Source organism: Streptomyces ipomoeae 91-03 (genome assembly GCF_000317595.1).
Lineage (GTDB): Bacteria > Actinomycetota > Actinomycetes > Streptomycetales > Streptomycetaceae > Streptomyces > Streptomyces ipomoeae.
Genome location: NZ_AEJC01000116.1, coordinates 1 through 16,709 on the forward strand (window position 1 = coordinate 1; position 16,709 = coordinate 16,709).

Genomic DNA, 16,709 nt, shown 5'->3' on the forward strand with positions numbered 1-16,709 from the left:
CCGCAGGTCAGGAACTGGGGCAACCGCCGTTCCCGACGCCACTGCCTGGACCGACACGCTGACGAATAGAACTCCGCCCCGGGCCGGGCTCCCGGCCTCAGCCGTTCCCCGCAGCCCCTACAGATCCTCTCCCCGGCCCGACCGGCGTCCTCGGACACCAGGTCGGCGTAGGGCTCAAGGCTGATCAGACCGGGGCTCAGAAACACGCACTGACCCACCTGGGCTTCACCCCGAAGTGACGCACACCGGTCGGCGACGGCGGTCACGTCGAACGAGCGGGGCGCTCAGCAGGTCGGCCGCATCGGGCCGCGCCGCGCGGCTCACCCCTTCGGCCCCTCCGGATGCCGGCGCAGCAGGTACGTGTCCATGATCCAGCCCTTGCGCTCCCTGGCCTCGGCACGCAGCCGCTCGATGCGCGGCGCGGCCTCGGCGATCGGGCCGGAGGCGAGAATCTCGTCCGGGGTGCCTATGTAGGCGCCCCAGTAGATGTCGATGTCCTGGTCGGCGTACTGCCGGAAGGTCTGGTGCGCGTCGAGCATCACGACCACGTCGTCGACTCCCTCGGGAAAGCCCTCGGCGAGCCGCCGCCCCGTGGTGATCTGTACCGGCCGGGCGACGCGGTTGAGCCCCGTGCGGTGCCGCGCGACGAGCGCCGAGACACTGCTGATGCCGGGCACGACGTCGTACTCGAACTCCACCGCACCCCGCTCCCGCACCTCCTCCAGAATCCCGATCGTGCTGTCGTACAACGCGGGGTCCCCCCACACCAGGAACGCCCCGCTCTCCTGCGCACCCATCTCCTCGGCGATCAACCGTTCGTAGATGTCCGCGCGGGCACTGCGCCAGTCCCCGACGGCGGGGGAGTAGGCCGCACCGCCGGCGGCCCGGTCGCGCTCGGGGTCGCGCGCCTCGACCACCCGATACGACCCCTCCGGTATGTGCGCGTCCAACATGTCCCGGCGCAACCGCGTCAGATCGCTCTTCACCTCGCCCTTGTCCAGGACGAAGAACACGTCGGTGCTCCGCATCGCCCTGACCGCCTGCAGCGTCAGCTGCTCGGGGTCGCCCGCACCGATACCGATGACATGAATCTTTCGCACGCCCCGAGTCTGCCGCACACCACTGACAACGCCCGCACCGCCTTTGGGAACGGCGGTGAAGCGAGAGCGCCGACGGCACCGCTAGTCGGCCCCCTGTCCGCGCAACCGCGGTGCCCAGACGCCCGCGTCCACGGCGACCCCCTCCCGCTCCACGACCCCGGCCAACTCCCGCGCCCAGGTCTCCACCGCCGCCAGATCGATGCCGTACGGGCGCCGCCGCCCGCTGTCGGCCGCCCACTCCTCGACGGCCCCCGCGCCGCGCCGCAACAGCCGCACGCCCCCCGTGAGATTCCCGCGCGCCGAGTGCGTGAGCCCCACGGCGAGTTGGGCGAGCCCCCGCCACAGCGCCCGCTCGTCCTCCGGCCCCGACTTCCAGGCGTCCTCGAAGACCTCGTGCGCATGGAACGGCTTCCCCGCGTCCAACAACGCCTGCGCCTCGACGACGGTCTCCTCGGGCCCCCGTACGACCCCCTCCGGCTGCCGCTCCACACCCGGCGCCCCGTACGGGAGCGGTCGCCCCAGCCCGTCCCGAGGCCGCGCGTTCCTGGCCCGCCCCTCCGCGTCCCGGTCCCGCCGCCCCTGCTCCGTCCCGCCGCTCGATGTTCCGCTCATGCCCCGATTGTCCCTCGCCCCTCACCGGCGACGGTGCACCGGCCGACGTGCGGTAAAGTTCTGTCTGCGCGATCACGCGGTTCACCGCTGACAGCGCGCCGGGACGTGGCGCAGCTTGGTAGCGCACTTGACTGGGGGTCAAGGGGTCGCAGGTTCAAATCCTGTCGTCCCGACTTGCGAAGCAGCAGGTCAAAGGCCGTATCGGGCATACCGATACGGCCTTTTGGGCATTCCGGGGGTCAATTGAATTCGTTCGTCACTCCGGGCGTGGCCAGCTTGGCGACGTAGTGATGGGGAGCGTGGTCCTCCATGGAGTACACGAACGGCGCACCCAGGTAAGGGCCGAGCAAGGGGACGCGGTCGGCGGCAGCGGGCGTCAGGTCGTCGATGACGCCCGCGACGCGGTTCCAGCCCGAAATGAGGGTCCGTCCGATCGGCGTTCTGCGGGCCGTGTAGTCCAGGAGGAACGGAAGGACGGGGAACTCGATGATGTTCGCCTGTCCTGTGGTGCCCGTACGGGGCGTCCACTCCTCACTCGGGCTCCGCCCGTCTGCGGGCGCGTCCATGAGCGGGCGGTAGACCAGTTCCTGCCCGAGGTGTTGGAAGCGGCCCGTCTCGCGAGGGGGCACGCGGGGTACGACGTCGCGGCGGTGGATGTACCGGATGACGTTGTGGTCGAAGAAGAATTCGTCCATCTGTCGGCACTGCTCGACGAACTCAGGGGAGCCGATCATGGGCTGGCCGAACGTGTAGACCGCCCTGAGCATGGATGCGATCTCCCTCACCTCGGGATCCGGGTCCTGTTTCAGCATGACCGCCATCAGCGTCGCGACGGCTCCGCCGAGGCTGTGACCGGTGAGGTAGAGGGCCTCCATCCTCCCGGGCCGACCGCGGTCCACCTCCTCCCAGCCATGGTCCCCCTCCACGACGGGCTCTCCCCGCAGGGCCTGTTTGAGTGCTCCCACCGCGTCGTCGTACGTGGCCCGCGCGCTGCGGAGGAAGCCGCTGTGGACGCCGGCGTCCACAGCCGTTCCGTGGAATCGGAAGGTGTAGATCTCCGGCTCGACGTCGAAGTCGCTCAGCCAGTCCACGAGATCGAACAGTTCACTGCCCCGGTAGCAGAGGATCACCACCTTGCCGTCACTGCTCTGGATCAGGTACGCCGTACTGTCGAGGTACATCGAGTCGACGGACAACTCGCTGGCGTAGCAGCGGTTCCCCGGAAGCCCCATGCGCGCCATCATCGTCGCGACCGTCCTGGTGTCGGCGCGCCCGCCCGTGTGAGCGTAGGCGTACCCCGAACAGGTGGCGAGCGCGTACGCGATCTCGGGCTTCGGGTGGTCCTTCGTCATCGCCATGCATGCGGCGAGCTTCGGGAAGTGGGTGACGACATTGCTCGGGCCAATGGACATGGCTCCTCCATCCGACGGTCCGCCCCTGGACGGGCCCGGTTCGGGGTTGGCCGGCCCCCGCACGGGGCCCGGGTTGGCTCGGCCCTAGACAGGGCCCCAGGTGAGGACGGGACGGGCGTAGACGTCCCACAACTTGCCGAAGACCATCGCGCCGAGCCGGGCCAGACCGGCGGCCCGGGCCACCGGCGGCGAGCCCGAGATCCGCAGACCGGCCAGTTGGCGCAGCAGAGCCAGGGGTCCGAGGCGCAGCACCGCCTCGGCCACGACACCGTCCGGCTCCCGGACGTCCCCTGCGTCGGCGGGTGTTCGGTGCCCGCGGACGACCCGGGCTCGCAGGACGGTGGTCTCGTCCCATATCCGCAACGGATCACCACTGGTGAGCCGCCTGCTGCCGATCAGGGTCAGCGGCGCCTGCCGTTCGTCGGTGAAGTACAGCAGGTACCGGATCTCCTTGCGGGCCGGGTCACCGTCGTCGTCCACCAGCATCTGGAGGGTTCCGCCGGTGAGCGGGCGGTCGCCGCCGAAGGCGGTGGAGCTGAGCCGGCCGCTCACCGAAGCGGTGTGCTCCGGGTCGGTCAGGAACCTGTCGAGATCGTCGACGGAGACGTCGAGGCCGAGGGAGAGCGGCGCCCCGCCGGGGGCGGAGAGTGCCCCGCCGTCGGCGGCCGAGGGGGCCACCGTTCCGCTCAGTCGCTCGGTGAACCGCAGGGACAACGGATCGGCGGGAGCGGGCCACGGGGCCGGTTCGGCCAGCGGGATCTTGCGTTCCGCGCACCAGGCGCGGGCCGCCAGAACCCCGCGGTTGACCGCCTCGTGCAGCCGGTCGGCGCCGAAGCCGACCAGGTAGTGCAGTGGTACCTCCGCTGCCAGGACGTTGACCTCGATACGGCGGCCGAACTCCCCCGCACCCCCCGCGGCGATGTCCGCGTTGTTGCGTTCGATGCGGTCCTGGATCCGGCGGAACGCGCCGTTCGCCGCCGCCTCGATGATCTGGAAGTACGCGGCGGTGAATCCGCGGTGCCATTCGCCCCGCTCGCTCACGGTCCAGATCACCCAGATCTCGTCGGCTCCCCGGTCGATCGCCTCCTCCACGTTGGCGTCGGTGACGTAGACCGGGTCCATGTACGTCTCTCCGTCGATCCGCATCGGGGGGAACCACATGGGAAGGGAGACGCAGGCCGCCAGGAAGTCCTCCGACATCCGTTTCGGCGGGAGTACCTGGAGCCGTTGGCGGGTGACGTTGTAGACGTTGAACGTCGCCTCCAGGGCGGACGACCGGACGCGGTCGAAGTCCAGGCCCCAGCCCGGGAAGACAGTGCGCCGGTAGGCGTCCAGGGTGAACAGCGACTGCAGATAGCCGGGTCGCGTGAACTGACGCCAGTTCGGGGACACCCCGGAAGCGGGGGAGGTCCGGCGCCAGGCGTCGGCGATCTCGGTGCCCGACATGCCCTGGCAGAGCATCGCCAGATTGAAGGTGCCGCCACTGGCACCGTCGGCGTGGTCGAAGCGCAGCCCCGCCTCGTCCAGCCACACCTGCAGCACTCCTGCCTGGAACGCCACCTTGACGCCTCCGCCGGCCAGGAGCAGCGACCGCTTCCGGGGCCGGACGGTCTCCGCGACGATTTCGGTGTCGCCGGCGACGATCCCGGTGTCGCCGGCGTTCGCGGCGTCCGCCTTCACCGTACGTCTCCTCGTACGTCTCCTCGTCCGGCGGACGGCAGGGACAACGGCGCGGGCAGCCGGGGCCGTACGAAGACGTCCCAGAGCGATCCGGCGAAGAACAGCCCGAAGCGTGCCAGTGCCCCGGCCTGCCACAGCGGATTCGACGTCGCGGTGATCCGTACGGTCGTCAGCTGCCGGGCGAAGTCGACGGCACCCAACCGGAGGTCCCCGCTGAGCAGCACCGGCCCGTCCGGTGTGCTGCCGCGGCGGACACGGGTGTGCAGGGTCGTGGTGGAGCCCCAGATGTCGAACCGGCCGTGGTCGCGGACGTCCTTCACCCCGTCCAGCAGATACGGTCGGCCGTCCTGCCCGAAGAACGGCAGCGTGTAGATCATCTTCCGTGCGTCCCGGTTGTCGCCCGCGGTCAGCAGGTTCACCACCCCGCCCGCCACCTGCGCGCCGTCACGGCCGGTGATCCCTGGCACCTGGACCGTGCCATGGGCGGCCATCGGGTGCGTCGCGTCGTCGAGGAAGTCCGCCAGGACAGGCGCGGTCACCGTCACGCGGAAGGACGTCTCGGCCTCGGGACGCGGAGCGGCATCACCGGGGGCTGTCAGTCTGCCGTGCATGGTCTCGGTGAACCGCAACCCGGTGCCCGGCGCGGACGGGGCAGGGGTGCCACCGGCGGGAACACGTACGGCGGCCAGCGGATCGGCCACCGGCACCGCGTGCTGCCGCTCCGGAGCGGTCCACCGCGGCTGCCCGGTGATGCGACGGATCAGCCTCTCCACGTTCCGTTCCGCCACCGCGGCGATGGTGTGCGCGGGGTTGACCCCGGTCGAGGCCGGCAGGCATCCGCCGTCCAGGACGAACAGGTTCGGGTAGCCGAACGCCTCGCCCCCCGCGTCCACCACGCCCTGTGACGGGTCGTCGGCCATGACGCAGCCGCCCAGGTTGTGCACCGAGACGGGCAGGCGCAGCGCCCGCCACAGCGGATTGGCCGCCGCCTTCCCGCCCAGTGCCTCGGCCATGTCCTTGCAGAAGCGTTCCTCGGTCTCGTACAGGCCGAGGTTCCGGCTCAGGTTCCACGTCACGCGCAGGTCATGGGTGACCGGCACGAGCGAGATCCGCCCGTCCGCCGTGTCCCGGCCCATGGCCAGGAAGACCGCCGAGTGCTCGCCGTCCTTCTCATCGGTGCCGATCCGCTCGCGGGCCGCCTTCCGGATGCCCTCCAGCACCTCGTCCTGTGCCCGGTGCAGTCCGATGAGGCGCTCGTCGTGCTCGCCGAGCAGTTGCAGCAGTCCCGCGATCTCGCGCGGGAAACCGCCCTCCTGGAAGATGAACCAGCGCCGGGCGGCACCCCTGCCACGATCGTGGACGATCCCCGAGGTGATGGTGGGTCCGGACGACGGCTCCATCGGCAGATCGGTGCCGAACGCGAAGCCGAGGTAGTCGCCGTTGCCCGAGTAGCGACGACCGAGCGCGGCGGACAGCCGCGGCATGGTGCCATGCTGGTCGCGGCAGCGCAGCAGCAGCTCTGTGCTGTTGACCGCGCCCGCGGCCAGGACGACAACCGGCGCGGTGATCCGCCGCTCGGCTCCGCCCTCCCCGTGGTCGGTGTACAGGACCTGGTACGCACCGTCCTGCGTCGGAGTGATGCGGGTGACCTCGCAGCGCGTGCCGACCTCCGCCCCGTGCCGCTCCGCCACCGTCAGATAGTTCAGGTCGAGGGTGTTCTTCGCCTGGTAGTTGCAGCCGATGTCGCACTCACCGACATGCCGGCAACCGTACTGCTGGGCGCCGAACTTGTTGGTGTGCAGGGTGTTCGGGTCGCCGAAGTCCACCGCCAGCGGAGTCAGCACGACCTGGTCGCCGCGCCCCATCCGCTCGGCCGCCTGCCGGGTGCGAACGGTCTTGAGCGGCACCCCGTGCGGCTGGTCGGCGCTGACGGTGTTCACGTCCAGCATCCAGGCGACCAGGTCGTAGTACGGGTCGAGCGACGCCCGGTCGTATCCGCGCGGCCACCCCTGGGCGAAGCCGTCCGCGGGCATCCGCAGATGCACATTGGCGTAGATGTGCGAACCGCCGCCGTAGGCCGCGCCTTGCACGATCGTCATCTCGTTGACGGGACGTACGTCGAACAACCCCTGGTCGTGCTGGAACAGCCAGCCGTTGAGCGGATCGCTCCAGTCTCGCGGGAACGTGCCCAACGTGTATCTGCGCCCCCGTTCCAGAACGCCGACACGCCGGCCGGCCTGGGCCAGTCGGCACGCGGCAACCGCACCGCCGAACCCGCTTCCGATCACAAGGGCGTCGTACTGGTCGCGCATGGGTTACCCACCTTCGCCAGTGTCTGCCAGGCCCCGACAGGCGACCGCCCAACGCAGTTCCCACGCCCGCCGATTGATGTCCGGCATGCCGAGCATGCCTGTCGCCGCCGCGCGCGCCATGTGGCGCCCCTCGCAGCAAGGCGTATTTCGACCATAAGGCATCTTTGTGGACATGTCGTCCCAGGGTGCAAGCCCTGGCCGGGAGCGCTCGAGGCAGCGTTCTCACCGCACCTCATTTTCACGATGATGAACGCCGCTCAGGTGGGTGTACATCGTCGGATCCCTGTCCGGTGCGTGAAGCGCGCGCCGAACAGGGGTCCGGCGTTCGCGTCACCACCGTGGCGGCCGTTGTCGTTCACGGTGATGTCGGTGCGGACATTGGCGAAGGGCAGGCCGCTATGGCTGTCGAAGGTGCCCATCCGTATGTCGCCGCGAGACCGGACGTTGTACGAGGAGGTGCGCGCGGAGGCGGGCACGAGGCCTTTCTCGCTGCCTGCGGCAGCCGTGTGCGCATCTCTCATGCCCGTTCGCCCTTCCCATGGCTTTGCATGGATATGAACGACGTTCAGATTTGCGTTGAGCGGTGAGCATGCCACGACGCCCTTGAGGACGAAAGGGCTCGCGCACCCTTTATTGGTATGAACCTTTGCGGGACGGTCAGGGCCGGGACGCCGGCCGAGTCAGGCCGAAGCGGGGGCCGAACTCGGGTCGGTGGTCCCGCGCATCGGAGTGCTGGACGTTGAAGCGCACGGCCGTCGACGCGGCGCCCGGCTCGGCGTGGCTCCCGGAGCCGAGGAGGCCGTGGGAGGAGGAACAGTTCCGATGTGTTGACTGCCGGGGCAACTAGGTCAGTACGTCGGTTGCCGGGGTGTCGGCTTCCCCTCCCCGCATCCACGCCCGGGTTCCGAACGCGGCACACGCCCGTGAGGCCACGGCGGACGCCTCGCGCAGGGCCTCGACGAAGCCCTGCCGTGTCAAGTCGCCCTGAGCGTCCCGAACGTCCCGAACCGCGAGGCGATGGGCGAGGGCCCCGTGCAGGACGTCACCCGCGCCCAGGGTGTCCGCCACCCTTACGGCAGGCACGTCAACCGTGCCCCCGCCGTCGGGGCCCGCCCACACGATGGGGTGCCCTCCCCGGCTGACCGCCGACCAGCGGACCCCGTGTTCCCGCAGGAACCGCAGGGTGTCCGTCGGCGTGTTCGTGCCGGGCGGGTGGAAGTCGTCCGAGCAGACGGCCACGTCGATCGACGGCAGCAGCTTCTCCGTGCCGGCCTTCCAACTGCCCCCGTCGAGGAGGGTCCGGCGGCCGGCGGCACGCGCGGCGTGGGCGGCGGCCAGGGCCAACTCCATGTGGTGGCCGTCGAATTCGACGATGTCGCAGGCCGCCACCAACGCGTCGAGATCGTCGGGCGGCGTGAGCCGGTACCCCGTCGCATTGGTCGAGGCGACGGCGCGGTCCCCGCTGGACGCGGTCACCAGAATGGACGACACGGCGGGCGGTTCGACCGAGTCGGCCGCGAGGTCCGCCACGGTCACGCCCAGCCGGTCCAGGTCCGCCGCGACAGCGACGCCCAGTGGATGGGAGCCGATCGCGGTGAGCAGCGTGGCCGCGCCGCCCAAGTGGGCGAAGGTGGCCGCCGCGTTCGCGGCCGGACCGCCTGCGGCCACGACCTGCTCACGAGCGGTCAGTTTCTCGTTGGAGCCCGGCACATGGTCGACGAGCTGGATGACGTCCAGTGTGCACAAGCCGACGAACAGCCCCTCAGGGCGTCGCACGCGTGGACGCCCCCGCGTCGCCGCCACCACCGGCCCCCGCACCGACTCCGCCAAGGTTCCCCATTCTCCTGCCACCTGGTCGACTCTGCGAGCGTCCGCCACGGCGGACTGGGGCTGTACGGCCACTCGGCCTCCATGCCTGACGCGTTCCCCGGGCCGGTTGCCAACCGCCCCGCGAGCGATTCCTCCGTCAGGAGACACCCCTGCTGCGCGAGCGGTTGTCGCACCGCGACCCCGCCGACCACGACTCCATCGCCCGAGTCGAAGCCCATGTCTTCGACGGCCTGGCCGCCGTCGCCAGGAGCTGCGCGGAATGGGCCCGCGAAGGCCGGCGCCTGCTCGCCACGCGCAAGTCGCCCGAGGGCACCTGAGCAAGCGGCGAAGAGTGTGACAGCCGCGGATCGCTGACGCAAGGCTCTTGGGTGGGCCTGGTCACTCCCTGGAACGGGGCACCCCCTCACATGAGAATCACCTGGTGCAGGGGCATTGACATGCCGTGGCACGAGGATCGATCATCGCGCCTGCAATCCTCGGATTGAATCGATTCAATCCACCGCGCAGGCATCGGTCACCCCCGCGCTGCCGTCTCCTTCACCCGCGGCTGCCGCGGGGGGCGGCACCGCGGGCTTCCCCGTCGACTTCACGCTGCAGACCCGGGCCGACGGGGCGGCGTCCTACACCACCGTCCGCACCGTCACCGGCCAGCCCGACCCGGGCGGAGCCGCGCAGGCCTACACCCTCACCTCCGCCACCGGCCGCTACCTGCGCCTGCGCGCCACCCGCCTCGGAAAGCCGGCCGCCGGCGAAACCAGCAAGTATCGCCTCCAACTCGCGGAGATCCGCGTCAAGTAGCACGGCCATGACCACGCCGGCCTGCCCCACACCTCCAGGTGCCGGGGCAGGCCGGCCCCAGGGGTGGTCTCGTCCTGGGCCGTGGCCGGCTCCTCGCGACGCAGATCCGGCGTGCGCCGCACACCCGGCCCGGCCGGGAGGCCGACCTCGACGAGGCATACGAGCGTGTCCTCGCCTCCGGTGTGTGCTATCGCTTCGTCATCGATACCGCCGCCACTCCGAGGAACACACCATGACCACCATCGCCGTCATAGGAGCCGGTCCCGGCCTCGGGGCCGCCGTCGCCCGGCGGTTCGGCCGCGAGGGCCACGACGTCGCCCTCATCGCCCGCGACCGGGCCCGGCTCGACTCCCTCGCCGCCGACCTGTCCGGCGAGGGCATCACCGCGCACGGCTTCGCCGCCGACGTACGCGACACCCAGGCGCTGGAGGCGGCCCTGGACGCCGCGCACGCGACGCTCGGCCCGGTCGGGATCCTGCAGTACAGCCCCGTCCCGCACCGGGACTTCTTCATGCGGCCCGTGCTGGAGACCGTCCCGGCGGACCTGACCGGTCCCCTCGAGTTCTCCGTCCACGGTCCTGTCGCCGCCGTCCAACAGGTGCTGCCCGGCATGCGGGCCCTCGGACGCGGCACCATCCTCTTCGTCAACGGCGGCACCGCCGTGGTCCCGCACCCCGAGCGCGCGGGCACGTCCATTGCCTTCGCCGCGCAGAGCGCCTACGGACGGCTGCTGCACGACACGCTCGCCGACGAGGACATCCACGTGGCGCAGCTGATCATCCCCGGTGCGATCATTCCCGGCCACCCTCGCAAGGACCCGGCCGTACTCGCGGACACGTTGTGGAACATGCACGTCGACCGACACGGCTTCCGTCACTTCGCCGACGAGCTCGACGCCTGACCCGGACGGGAGACACGCCGCGCTCGGCCTCGCACTCGTCGTGTGCGCGCACGCGCGGCGTGAACCGCCTGCCGGCGCCGCGCTCCCCTCGTACACCGTGGCCCCGTCGAGCGACGGTTCTCGGCGCCGACTTCACACCGCGGACGCCTCCGCGCTGCAAACCCATTGACCCATTCCGTTCACGAACCTAACCTCCATCTGCATACGTGGACAGTGTCACGTGTCAGTGCCCCACCGCTCCGAGTGCCCACCCAACAGTTCACACCCAACAGTTCAAAGGGGAACTGCTTTGCCTCTCCTCGTGGTCGGGATCAGTGTTCTGGTTCTGCTGCTGCTCATGACCAGGCTGAGACTCAACGGCTTCGCGGCGCTCCTGCTCGTGGCCGTAGGCGTCGCACTGGTCCGGGGCATCCCGGTGGCGACCATCCCGGACGTCCTCTCCGAAGGCATCGGGGGCCAGATCGGCGACACCATGCTCACCATCGGACTCGGCGCCATGGTCGGGCGTGTCATGGGGGACTCCGGCGCCGCGCAGCGGATAGCCGGCAGACTCCTCGACGCCTTCGGCCCACGCTGGGTCCAGGTGGCCATGGTCGTCACGTCCATGCTGATCGGCGTGACCATGTTCTACGAGGTCGCCTTCGTCATCATCGTGCCCATCGCGTTCACCCTGGTCAGGGTCACCGGCGCGAAGCTGTTATGGGTCGGCCTGCCGATGTCCATCGCCCTGTCCACCATGCACAGCTTCCTGCCGCCGCACCCCGGCCCCACCGCCGTCGCCGCCACCTTCCACGCCTCCGTCGGACTGACGCTGTTCTACGGCCTGTTCATCGCCGTCCCCGCGGGCGCGCTCATCGCCCTGACCTGGCCCCGTCTGCCGTTCGTCAGGGCGATGTCGCCCGCCATCCCCAAGGGCCTGGTCAGCGAGCGCGAGTTCACCGACGAGGAGATGCCGGGGCTCGGCTGGTCGCTGTTCGTGGCGCTCTTCCCCGTGGTGCTGATCGTGGCCGCCGCCGTCACCGACATGGCCACCTCCACCGAGAGCCCGTTCCTGCACTTCGTCGCCTTCATCGGCTCGGCACCGATCGCGCTGCTGCTGACCCTGTGCCTGGCGATCTGGGCCTTCGGACCACGGATCGGCCGGAGCCTGGACGACGTCGGCGCCTCGTGCCGGGAGGCGGCCCAGGCGATGGCCATGATCCTCCTGGTGATCGGCGCGGGCGGGGCCTTCAAGAACGTCCTCGTCGAAGGCGGGATATCCGACTACATCAAGGACGCCACGGACGACTGGTCCATCTCACCGATCGTCCTCGCCTGGCTCGTCGCCGTCATCCTCCGCATAGCGCTCGGCTCGGCCACGGTCGCCGTCGTCACGGCCTCCGGTGTGGTACTGCCGCTCCTGGCGGGCAGCGGCGTCCACCCGGAGATGATGGTGCTCGCGGTCGCCTGCGGTTCCGTCGCGTGCTCTCATGTCAACGATCCGGGATTCTGGCTGTTCAAGGAGTACTTCAACCTCTCCGTCATCGAAGCGATCAAGGTCCGTACCAGCTATACGACGGTGCTCGCGGTCCTCGGCCTCGGCGGCGTCCTGACGGTCGAGTGGGCCCTCGACGTCCTCAATCTCTGACTCCACCCTCAACCTCTGCCCCCACCCTCAACCTCTGCCCCCTCAGCCTCTGACCCCACCCCCACCCCGCCTCACCGCAGAAGGGCACCCGATGAGCATCGGACAGCCGACCGTCACGGCGTTCGCCGTCTACCCGGTCGCCGGCCGGGACAGCATGGAGCTGAACCTCTCCGGCGCGCACGGCCCCTACTTCACCCGCAACGTCGTCGTCCTCACCGACTCCGAGGGACGCACCGGGCTGGGAGAGGTGCCCGGTGGCGAGAAGATCACGCGGACACTCCGCGAGGCCGAACCCCTCGTCCTCGGGGCCAAGGTGGGCGACTACAAGCGCGTCCTGCGTGAGATCGGCGACCGCTTCGCCGACCGCGACGCCGGCGGACGGGGTGCCCAGACCTTCGACCTGCGCACCACCGTCCACACGGTCACCGCCGTCGAGTCGGCACTGCTCGACCTCCTCGGCCAGCACCTCGACGTACCCGTCGCGGCACTTCTGGGCGACGGCCAACAGCGGGACTCCGTACGGGTGTTGGGCTACCTCTTCTACGTCGGCGACCCGGACCGCACCGACCTGGAGTACGTCCGCGAACCCGACTCGCCCGTGGAGTGGTACCGGATCCGGCACGAGGAGGCCCTGTCGCCGGAGGCGATCGTCCATCAGGCCGAGGCGGCGTACGACCACTACGGGTTCCGGGACTTCAAGCTCAAGGGCGGTGTCCTGGAGGGCGCCGAGGAGGTCAAGGCCGTACGCGCCCTCAAGGACCGCTTCCCCGAGGCCCGGATCACCCTGGACCCGAACGGCGCGTGGTCCCTGCGCGAGGCGATCGAGCTGTGCCGGCCCCTGCTCGGCACGCTCGCCTACTCCGAGGACCCCTGCGGAGCCGAGGGCGGCTACTCCGGACGGGAGGTCCTCGCCGAGTTCCGCCGCGCCACCGGGCTGCCCACCGCCACCAACATGATCGCCACCGACTGGCGCCAGCTGGCCCATGCCCTGGCCCTCCAGTCGGTCTCCATCCCGCTGGCCGACCCGCACTTCTGGACCATGCAGGGCTCGGTACGGGTGGCGCAGCTCTGCAACGCGATGGGCCTGACCTGGGGCTGCCACTCCAACAACCACTTCGACATCTCCCTGGCCATGGTCACCCACTGCGGCGCCGCGGCCCCGGGCGAGTACAACGCCCTGGACACCCACTGGATCTGGCAGGAAGGACTGGAACGCCTCACCACCGCCCCGCCCCGCATCGTCGACGGCGAGATCGCCGTCCCGTCCGCCCCGGGCCTGGGCATCCACCTCGACATGGACCGCCTCCTCGCCGCCCACGACCTCTACCGGAGCAAGGCACTCGGCGCCCGCGACGACGCCACCGCCATGCGATACCTCGTCCCCGACTGGGAGTTCGACAGCAAACGCCCGTGCCTGGTGCGGTAGACCACCCCTCAGGCCGTGTACCGGTCCGCCGAGCACGCGAGCGACCGCGACCGATCAGTCCGACGGCCCCCCAGTCCTGGCCCCGGTACCCCCGCGGTAGCGCTCTGTAGTCCCTGTGAGACACCCACCCGCCCGTGGACCTGACACACGATCTTGAGCAGCCGACTCCCGTCTCCTACCGTGCTCAGCGGTTCGGTTTCCCGTCACCCTGATCCCTGGAGCGTGCCCAGTGCACACCGTCGAGCCCGATGTCGTGACCGACGTACTGATCGTGGGCAGTGGCCCGGCCGGCGCCTCCGCCGCGCTGGCGCTGAGCACCTACGGCGTGCCGAACATCGTGGTGACCCGCTATGCGCGCCTCGCCGAGACACCCCGGGCGCACATCACCAATCAGCGCACGATGGAGGTGCTGCGTGACCTCGGGGTGGAGGAGGAGGTCGTCGCGAGGGCCACGCCGCAGAACCTGATGGGCGACACGACCTTCTGCACCAGCCTCGCCGGCGAGGAACTGGGCCGGATCCGTTCCTGGGGCAACGACCCGCTCGTGCAGGCCGCGCACGAGCTGGCCAGCCCCACCCGGATGTGCGACATGCCGCAGCACCTCATGGAGCCCGTGCTGGTCGACGCGGCGATCGCGCGCGGCACGCAGCTGCGCTTCAGCACGGTCTACAAGTCGTTCGTCCAGGACGCCGACGGCGTCACGGTCACCGTCGAGGACCGGCTGCGCGGCGACGAGTACACGATCCGCGCCAAGTATCTGATCGGCGCCGACGGCGGACGCTCACAGGTCGCCGAGCACGCGGGGCTGCCCATGGGCGGCCAGATGGGCGTGGCCGGCAGCATCAACATCGTCTTCGAGGCGGACCTCACCAAGTACACCGCCCACCGGCCGTCCACCCTGTACTGGGTGCTGGCGCCCGGCGCCACCGTCGGCGGCATCGGCGCGGGCCTCGTCCGCTGCGTACGGCCGTGGGACGAGTGGCTGATCGTCTGGGGGTACGACGTCACCGCGGGCGCCCCCGACCTGACCACCGAATACGCCGAGGGAATCGTCCGCCAGCTGGTCGGCGACGACGAGATCCCGGTGACCATCAAGTCGTCCTCGGCGTGGACGGTCAACGAGATGTACGCGGAGACGTACTCCAACGGCCGTGTCTTCTGCGCCGGCGACGCCACGCACCGTCACCCCCCGTCCAACGGCCTCGGCTCCAACACCTCCATCCAGGACTCCTACAACCTGGCGTGGAAGCTCAAGCTGGTCCTCGACGGCACGGCCTCCCCGAAGCTGCTCGACTCCTACACCGCAGAGCGGGCCCCGGTCGGCAAGCAGATCGTCACCCGCGCCAACAAGTCCATCGGTGAGACGGCGCCCGTCTTCGAGGCCCTCGACGGGCTCTCCCCGCAGACCCCCGAGCAGCTGTGGGCCAATATCGCCGCCCGCAAGGAGACCGGCGAGGCGGCGGAGAAGCAGCGGGCGCGGCTGCGCGAGGCGATCGCGTTCAAGGTGTACGAGTTCAACGCGCACGGCGTGGAGCTCAACCAGCGCTACTCCGCCGAGACCTCGACCGCGGTCATCCCCGACGGCACCCCCGACCCCGGCTTCGACCGCGACCCCGAGCTGTACCACCAGCCCAGCTCCCGCCCCGGCGCCAAACTCCCGCACGCCTGGATCACCTCCGGCACCCGCACCCTCTCCACCCTCGACACCGTCGGCCGGGGCCGCTTCACTCTGATCACCGGCATCGGCGGCGAGGACTGGACGCGGGCGGCCGAGGCCCAGGACCTGGAGATCGCCACCGTCGTCATCGGGCCCGGTCAGGAGTACGAGGACCCGTACGGGGACTGGGCGGGGCTCAGCGAGGTCGCCGACGCGGGAGCCCTGCTCGTACGACCGGACGGGTACGTCGCCTTCCGGCACGCCACGGCAGCCGGGTCTCCCGAGGCTGCCGAGCGATTGCTGACCGGCGCGGTGCGGCAGATCCTCGGCCATGCCTGACCCCGACGGGGGCGGGCGGTAGGGGGACGGAGGCAGGAGGGGACGGACGGTGGGGGTGGATGAGCCGTTCGCCCCGCGCGACCATGGAAGCAGGAGCAGGGGAGCAGGGGAGCCGTATGACCATCGAATTCACCAACGACATCACCGACGCGGTCGTCGACAGTTTTGAAGGCACCACCGACCCCCGGCTGCGCGAGGTGCTCGGCTCCCTCGTCCGCCACCTCCACGACTTCGTCCGTGAGACCCGGCCGACCATGGCGGAGTGGGAGAGGGCCATCGGCTTCCTGACGGCGACGGGGCAGACCTGCACGGACACCCGCCAGGAGTTCATCCTGCTCTCGGATGTCCTCGGCGTGTCCATGCTCGTGGAGACGATCAACGGCGAGGGCGACGGCCATGGTGACGTCACCGAGTCGACGGTGCTCGGCCCGTTCCACATGACCGAGTCTCCGGTCCGGGACCTCGGCGCGGACATCGACCTGGTCGGCTCCGGTGAGCCGTGCGTGATCAGCGGCCGGGTGCGATCCGCGGACGGCACCCCGCTGGCGGGCGCGGTCCTCGACGTCTGGCAGGCGAACGCCGAGGGCTTCTACGACGTGCAGCAGCCCGAGATCCAGCCGGCCGGCAACGGGCGCGGACTGTTCACGACGGACGACGAGGGCCGCTTCTGGTTCCGCACCTGCGTACCGAGCCCGTACCCGATCCCGACCGACGGCCCGGTCGGCGATCTGCTCGGCGCGACCGGACGTCATCCCTACCGTCCCGCTCACATCCACTTCATCGCCTCGGCGGACGGGTACGCGCCGGTGACCACGCACATCTTCGTGGCGGGCAGCGACTATCTCGACTCGGACGCGGTGTTCGCGGTCAAGAAGAGCCTGGTCCAGGACTTCAGCGAGACCGACGACCCGTCCCTCGCGCAGGAGTTCGGCATCCCGAACCCGTTCCGCCACGCACGCTTCGACCTCGTACTCAATGCGCTCGATGAGGGGAAGACGTGATGGATTTTGTTCAC

13 protein-coding genes, 1 tRNA gene and 1 pseudogene are annotated in these 16,709 nt (G+C 70.2%); 8 read left to right on the forward strand and 7 right to left on the reverse strand.

The annotated features are described in order from the left end of the window. Positions 1–320 precede the first annotated feature (320 nt). Positions 321–1,100 (reverse strand): precorrin-6A synthase (deacetylating), encoded by a 780-nt coding sequence (cobF, locus tag STRIP9103_RS07795; RefSeq protein ID WP_009302792.1) that lies wholly within the window; start codon positions 1,098–1,100, stop codon positions 321–323. An 81-nt stretch (positions 1,101–1,181) separates the two neighbouring features. Continuing rightward, positions 1,182–1,712, reverse strand: a complete 531-nt coding sequence (locus tag STRIP9103_RS07800; RefSeq protein WP_009302785.1) for a DUF309 domain-containing protein — start codon at positions 1,710–1,712, stop codon at positions 1,182–1,184. 99 nt (positions 1,713–1,811) lie between these two features. Here STRIP9103_RS07800 and STRIP9103_RS07805 point away from each other — a divergent pair. Further along, a tRNA-Pro gene (locus STRIP9103_RS07805) sits at positions 1,812–1,885 on the forward strand. Positions 1,886–1,951: 66 nt separating this feature from the next. Here the strand turns inward: STRIP9103_RS07805 and STRIP9103_RS07810 are convergent. The 5 genes and pseudogenes from STRIP9103_RS07810 to STRIP9103_RS07830 all read right to left on the reverse strand — a co-directional run bounded on the left by STRIP9103_RS07810 (position 1,952) and on the right by STRIP9103_RS07830 (position 8,892). Next, positions 1,952–3,124, reverse strand: coding sequence for a lipase family protein (locus tag STRIP9103_RS07810; protein WP_009302771.1), 1,173 nt, complete (start codon positions 3,122–3,124; stop codon positions 1,952–1,954). A gap of 84 nt (positions 3,125–3,208) precedes the next feature. Beyond that, a complete protein-coding gene (locus tag STRIP9103_RS07815) occupies positions 3,209–4,804 on the reverse strand; it encodes a patatin-like phospholipase family protein (RefSeq protein ID WP_009302773.1) in 1,596 nt (531 codons plus the stop codon). Further along, on the reverse strand, positions 4,801–7,116 hold the full coding sequence (locus STRIP9103_RS07820; protein WP_009302762.1) for a GMC family oxidoreductase N-terminal domain-containing protein: 2,316 nt from the start codon (positions 7,114–7,116) through the stop codon (positions 4,801–4,803). Before STRIP9103_RS07820 ends, STRIP9103_RS07815 begins: the two co-directional genes overlap by 4 nt. 290 nt (positions 7,117–7,406) lie before the next feature. Then, positions 7,407–7,658 (reverse strand): annotated as a pseudogene (locus STRIP9103_RS07825) (hypothetical protein); the annotation flags it as partial. Between the two features lie 301 nt (positions 7,659–7,959). Next, positions 7,960–8,892 carry a PfkB family carbohydrate kinase gene (locus tag STRIP9103_RS07830; protein WP_100243870.1) on the reverse strand — a complete coding sequence of 311 codons (933 nt, stop codon included), beginning with the start codon at positions 8,890–8,892 and terminating at the stop codon, positions 7,960–7,962. Between the two features lie 218 nt (positions 8,893–9,110). On the opposite strand from STRIP9103_RS07830, the gene STRIP9103_RS49825 reads away from it, so the two are divergent. The 7 genes from STRIP9103_RS49825 (at position 9,111) to STRIP9103_RS07865 (ending at position 16,695) form a co-directional block, all read left to right on the forward strand. Beyond that, positions 9,111–9,263 (forward strand): hypothetical protein, encoded by a 153-nt coding sequence (locus STRIP9103_RS49825; RefSeq protein ID WP_009302769.1) that lies wholly within the window; start codon positions 9,111–9,113, stop codon positions 9,261–9,263. Between the two features lie 115 nt (positions 9,264–9,378). Beyond that, the gene (locus STRIP9103_RS07835; protein WP_009302790.1) at positions 9,379–9,744 is read left to right on the forward strand and encodes a hypothetical protein; all 366 of its coding nucleotides are present in this window, start codon (positions 9,379–9,381) and stop codon (positions 9,742–9,744) included. Positions 9,745–9,976: 232 nt separating this feature from the next. Next, positions 9,977–10,645, forward strand: a complete 669-nt coding sequence (locus STRIP9103_RS07845) for an SDR family NAD(P)-dependent oxidoreductase (RefSeq protein ID WP_009302766.1) — start codon at positions 9,977–9,979, stop codon at positions 10,643–10,645. A 289-nt stretch (positions 10,646–10,934) separates the two neighbouring features. Continuing rightward, complete coding sequence (locus STRIP9103_RS07850) at positions 10,935–12,272, forward strand: gluconate:H+ symporter (protein WP_009302781.1); 1,338 nt, start codon at positions 10,935–10,937, stop codon at positions 12,270–12,272. A 97-nt stretch (positions 12,273–12,369) separates the two neighbouring features. Then, positions 12,370–13,698 carry an enolase C-terminal domain-like protein gene (locus STRIP9103_RS07855; RefSeq protein WP_048819897.1) on the forward strand — a complete coding sequence of 443 codons (1,329 nt, stop codon included), beginning with the start codon at positions 12,370–12,372 and terminating at the stop codon, positions 13,696–13,698. Between the two features lie 229 nt (positions 13,699–13,927). Next, complete coding sequence (locus STRIP9103_RS07860) at positions 13,928–15,694, forward strand: FAD-dependent oxidoreductase (protein ID WP_009302777.1); 1,767 nt, start codon at positions 13,928–13,930, stop codon at positions 15,692–15,694. Positions 15,695–15,810: 116 nt separating this feature from the next. Beyond that, the gene (locus STRIP9103_RS07865; protein ID WP_009302787.1) at positions 15,811–16,695 is read left to right on the forward strand and encodes an intradiol ring-cleavage dioxygenase; all 885 of its coding nucleotides are present in this window, start codon (positions 15,811–15,813) and stop codon (positions 16,693–16,695) included. The last annotated feature ends 14 nt before the right edge of the window (positions 16,696–16,709 follow it).

Bases quoted from the DNA above. Each gene is read 5' to 3' on its own strand.
- STRIP9103_RS07800 (WP_009302785.1), bottom strand. From the start codon at position 1,712: ATGAGCGGAACATCGAGCGGCGGGACGGAGCAGGGGCGGCGGGACCGG.
- STRIP9103_RS07810 (WP_009302771.1), bottom strand. From the start codon at position 3,124: ATGTCCATTGGCCCGAGCAATGTCGTCACCCACTTCCCGAAGCTCGCC.
- STRIP9103_RS07820 (WP_009302762.1), bottom strand. From the start codon at position 7,116: ATGCGCGACCAGTACGACGCCCTTGTGATCGGAAGCGGGTTCGGCGGT.
- STRIP9103_RS07845 (WP_009302766.1), top strand. From the start codon at position 9,977: ATGACCACCATCGCCGTCATAGGAGCCGGTCCCGGCCTCGGGGCCGCC.
- STRIP9103_RS07865 (WP_009302787.1), top strand. From the start codon at position 15,811: ATGACCATCGAATTCACCAACGACATCACCGACGCGGTCGTCGACAGT.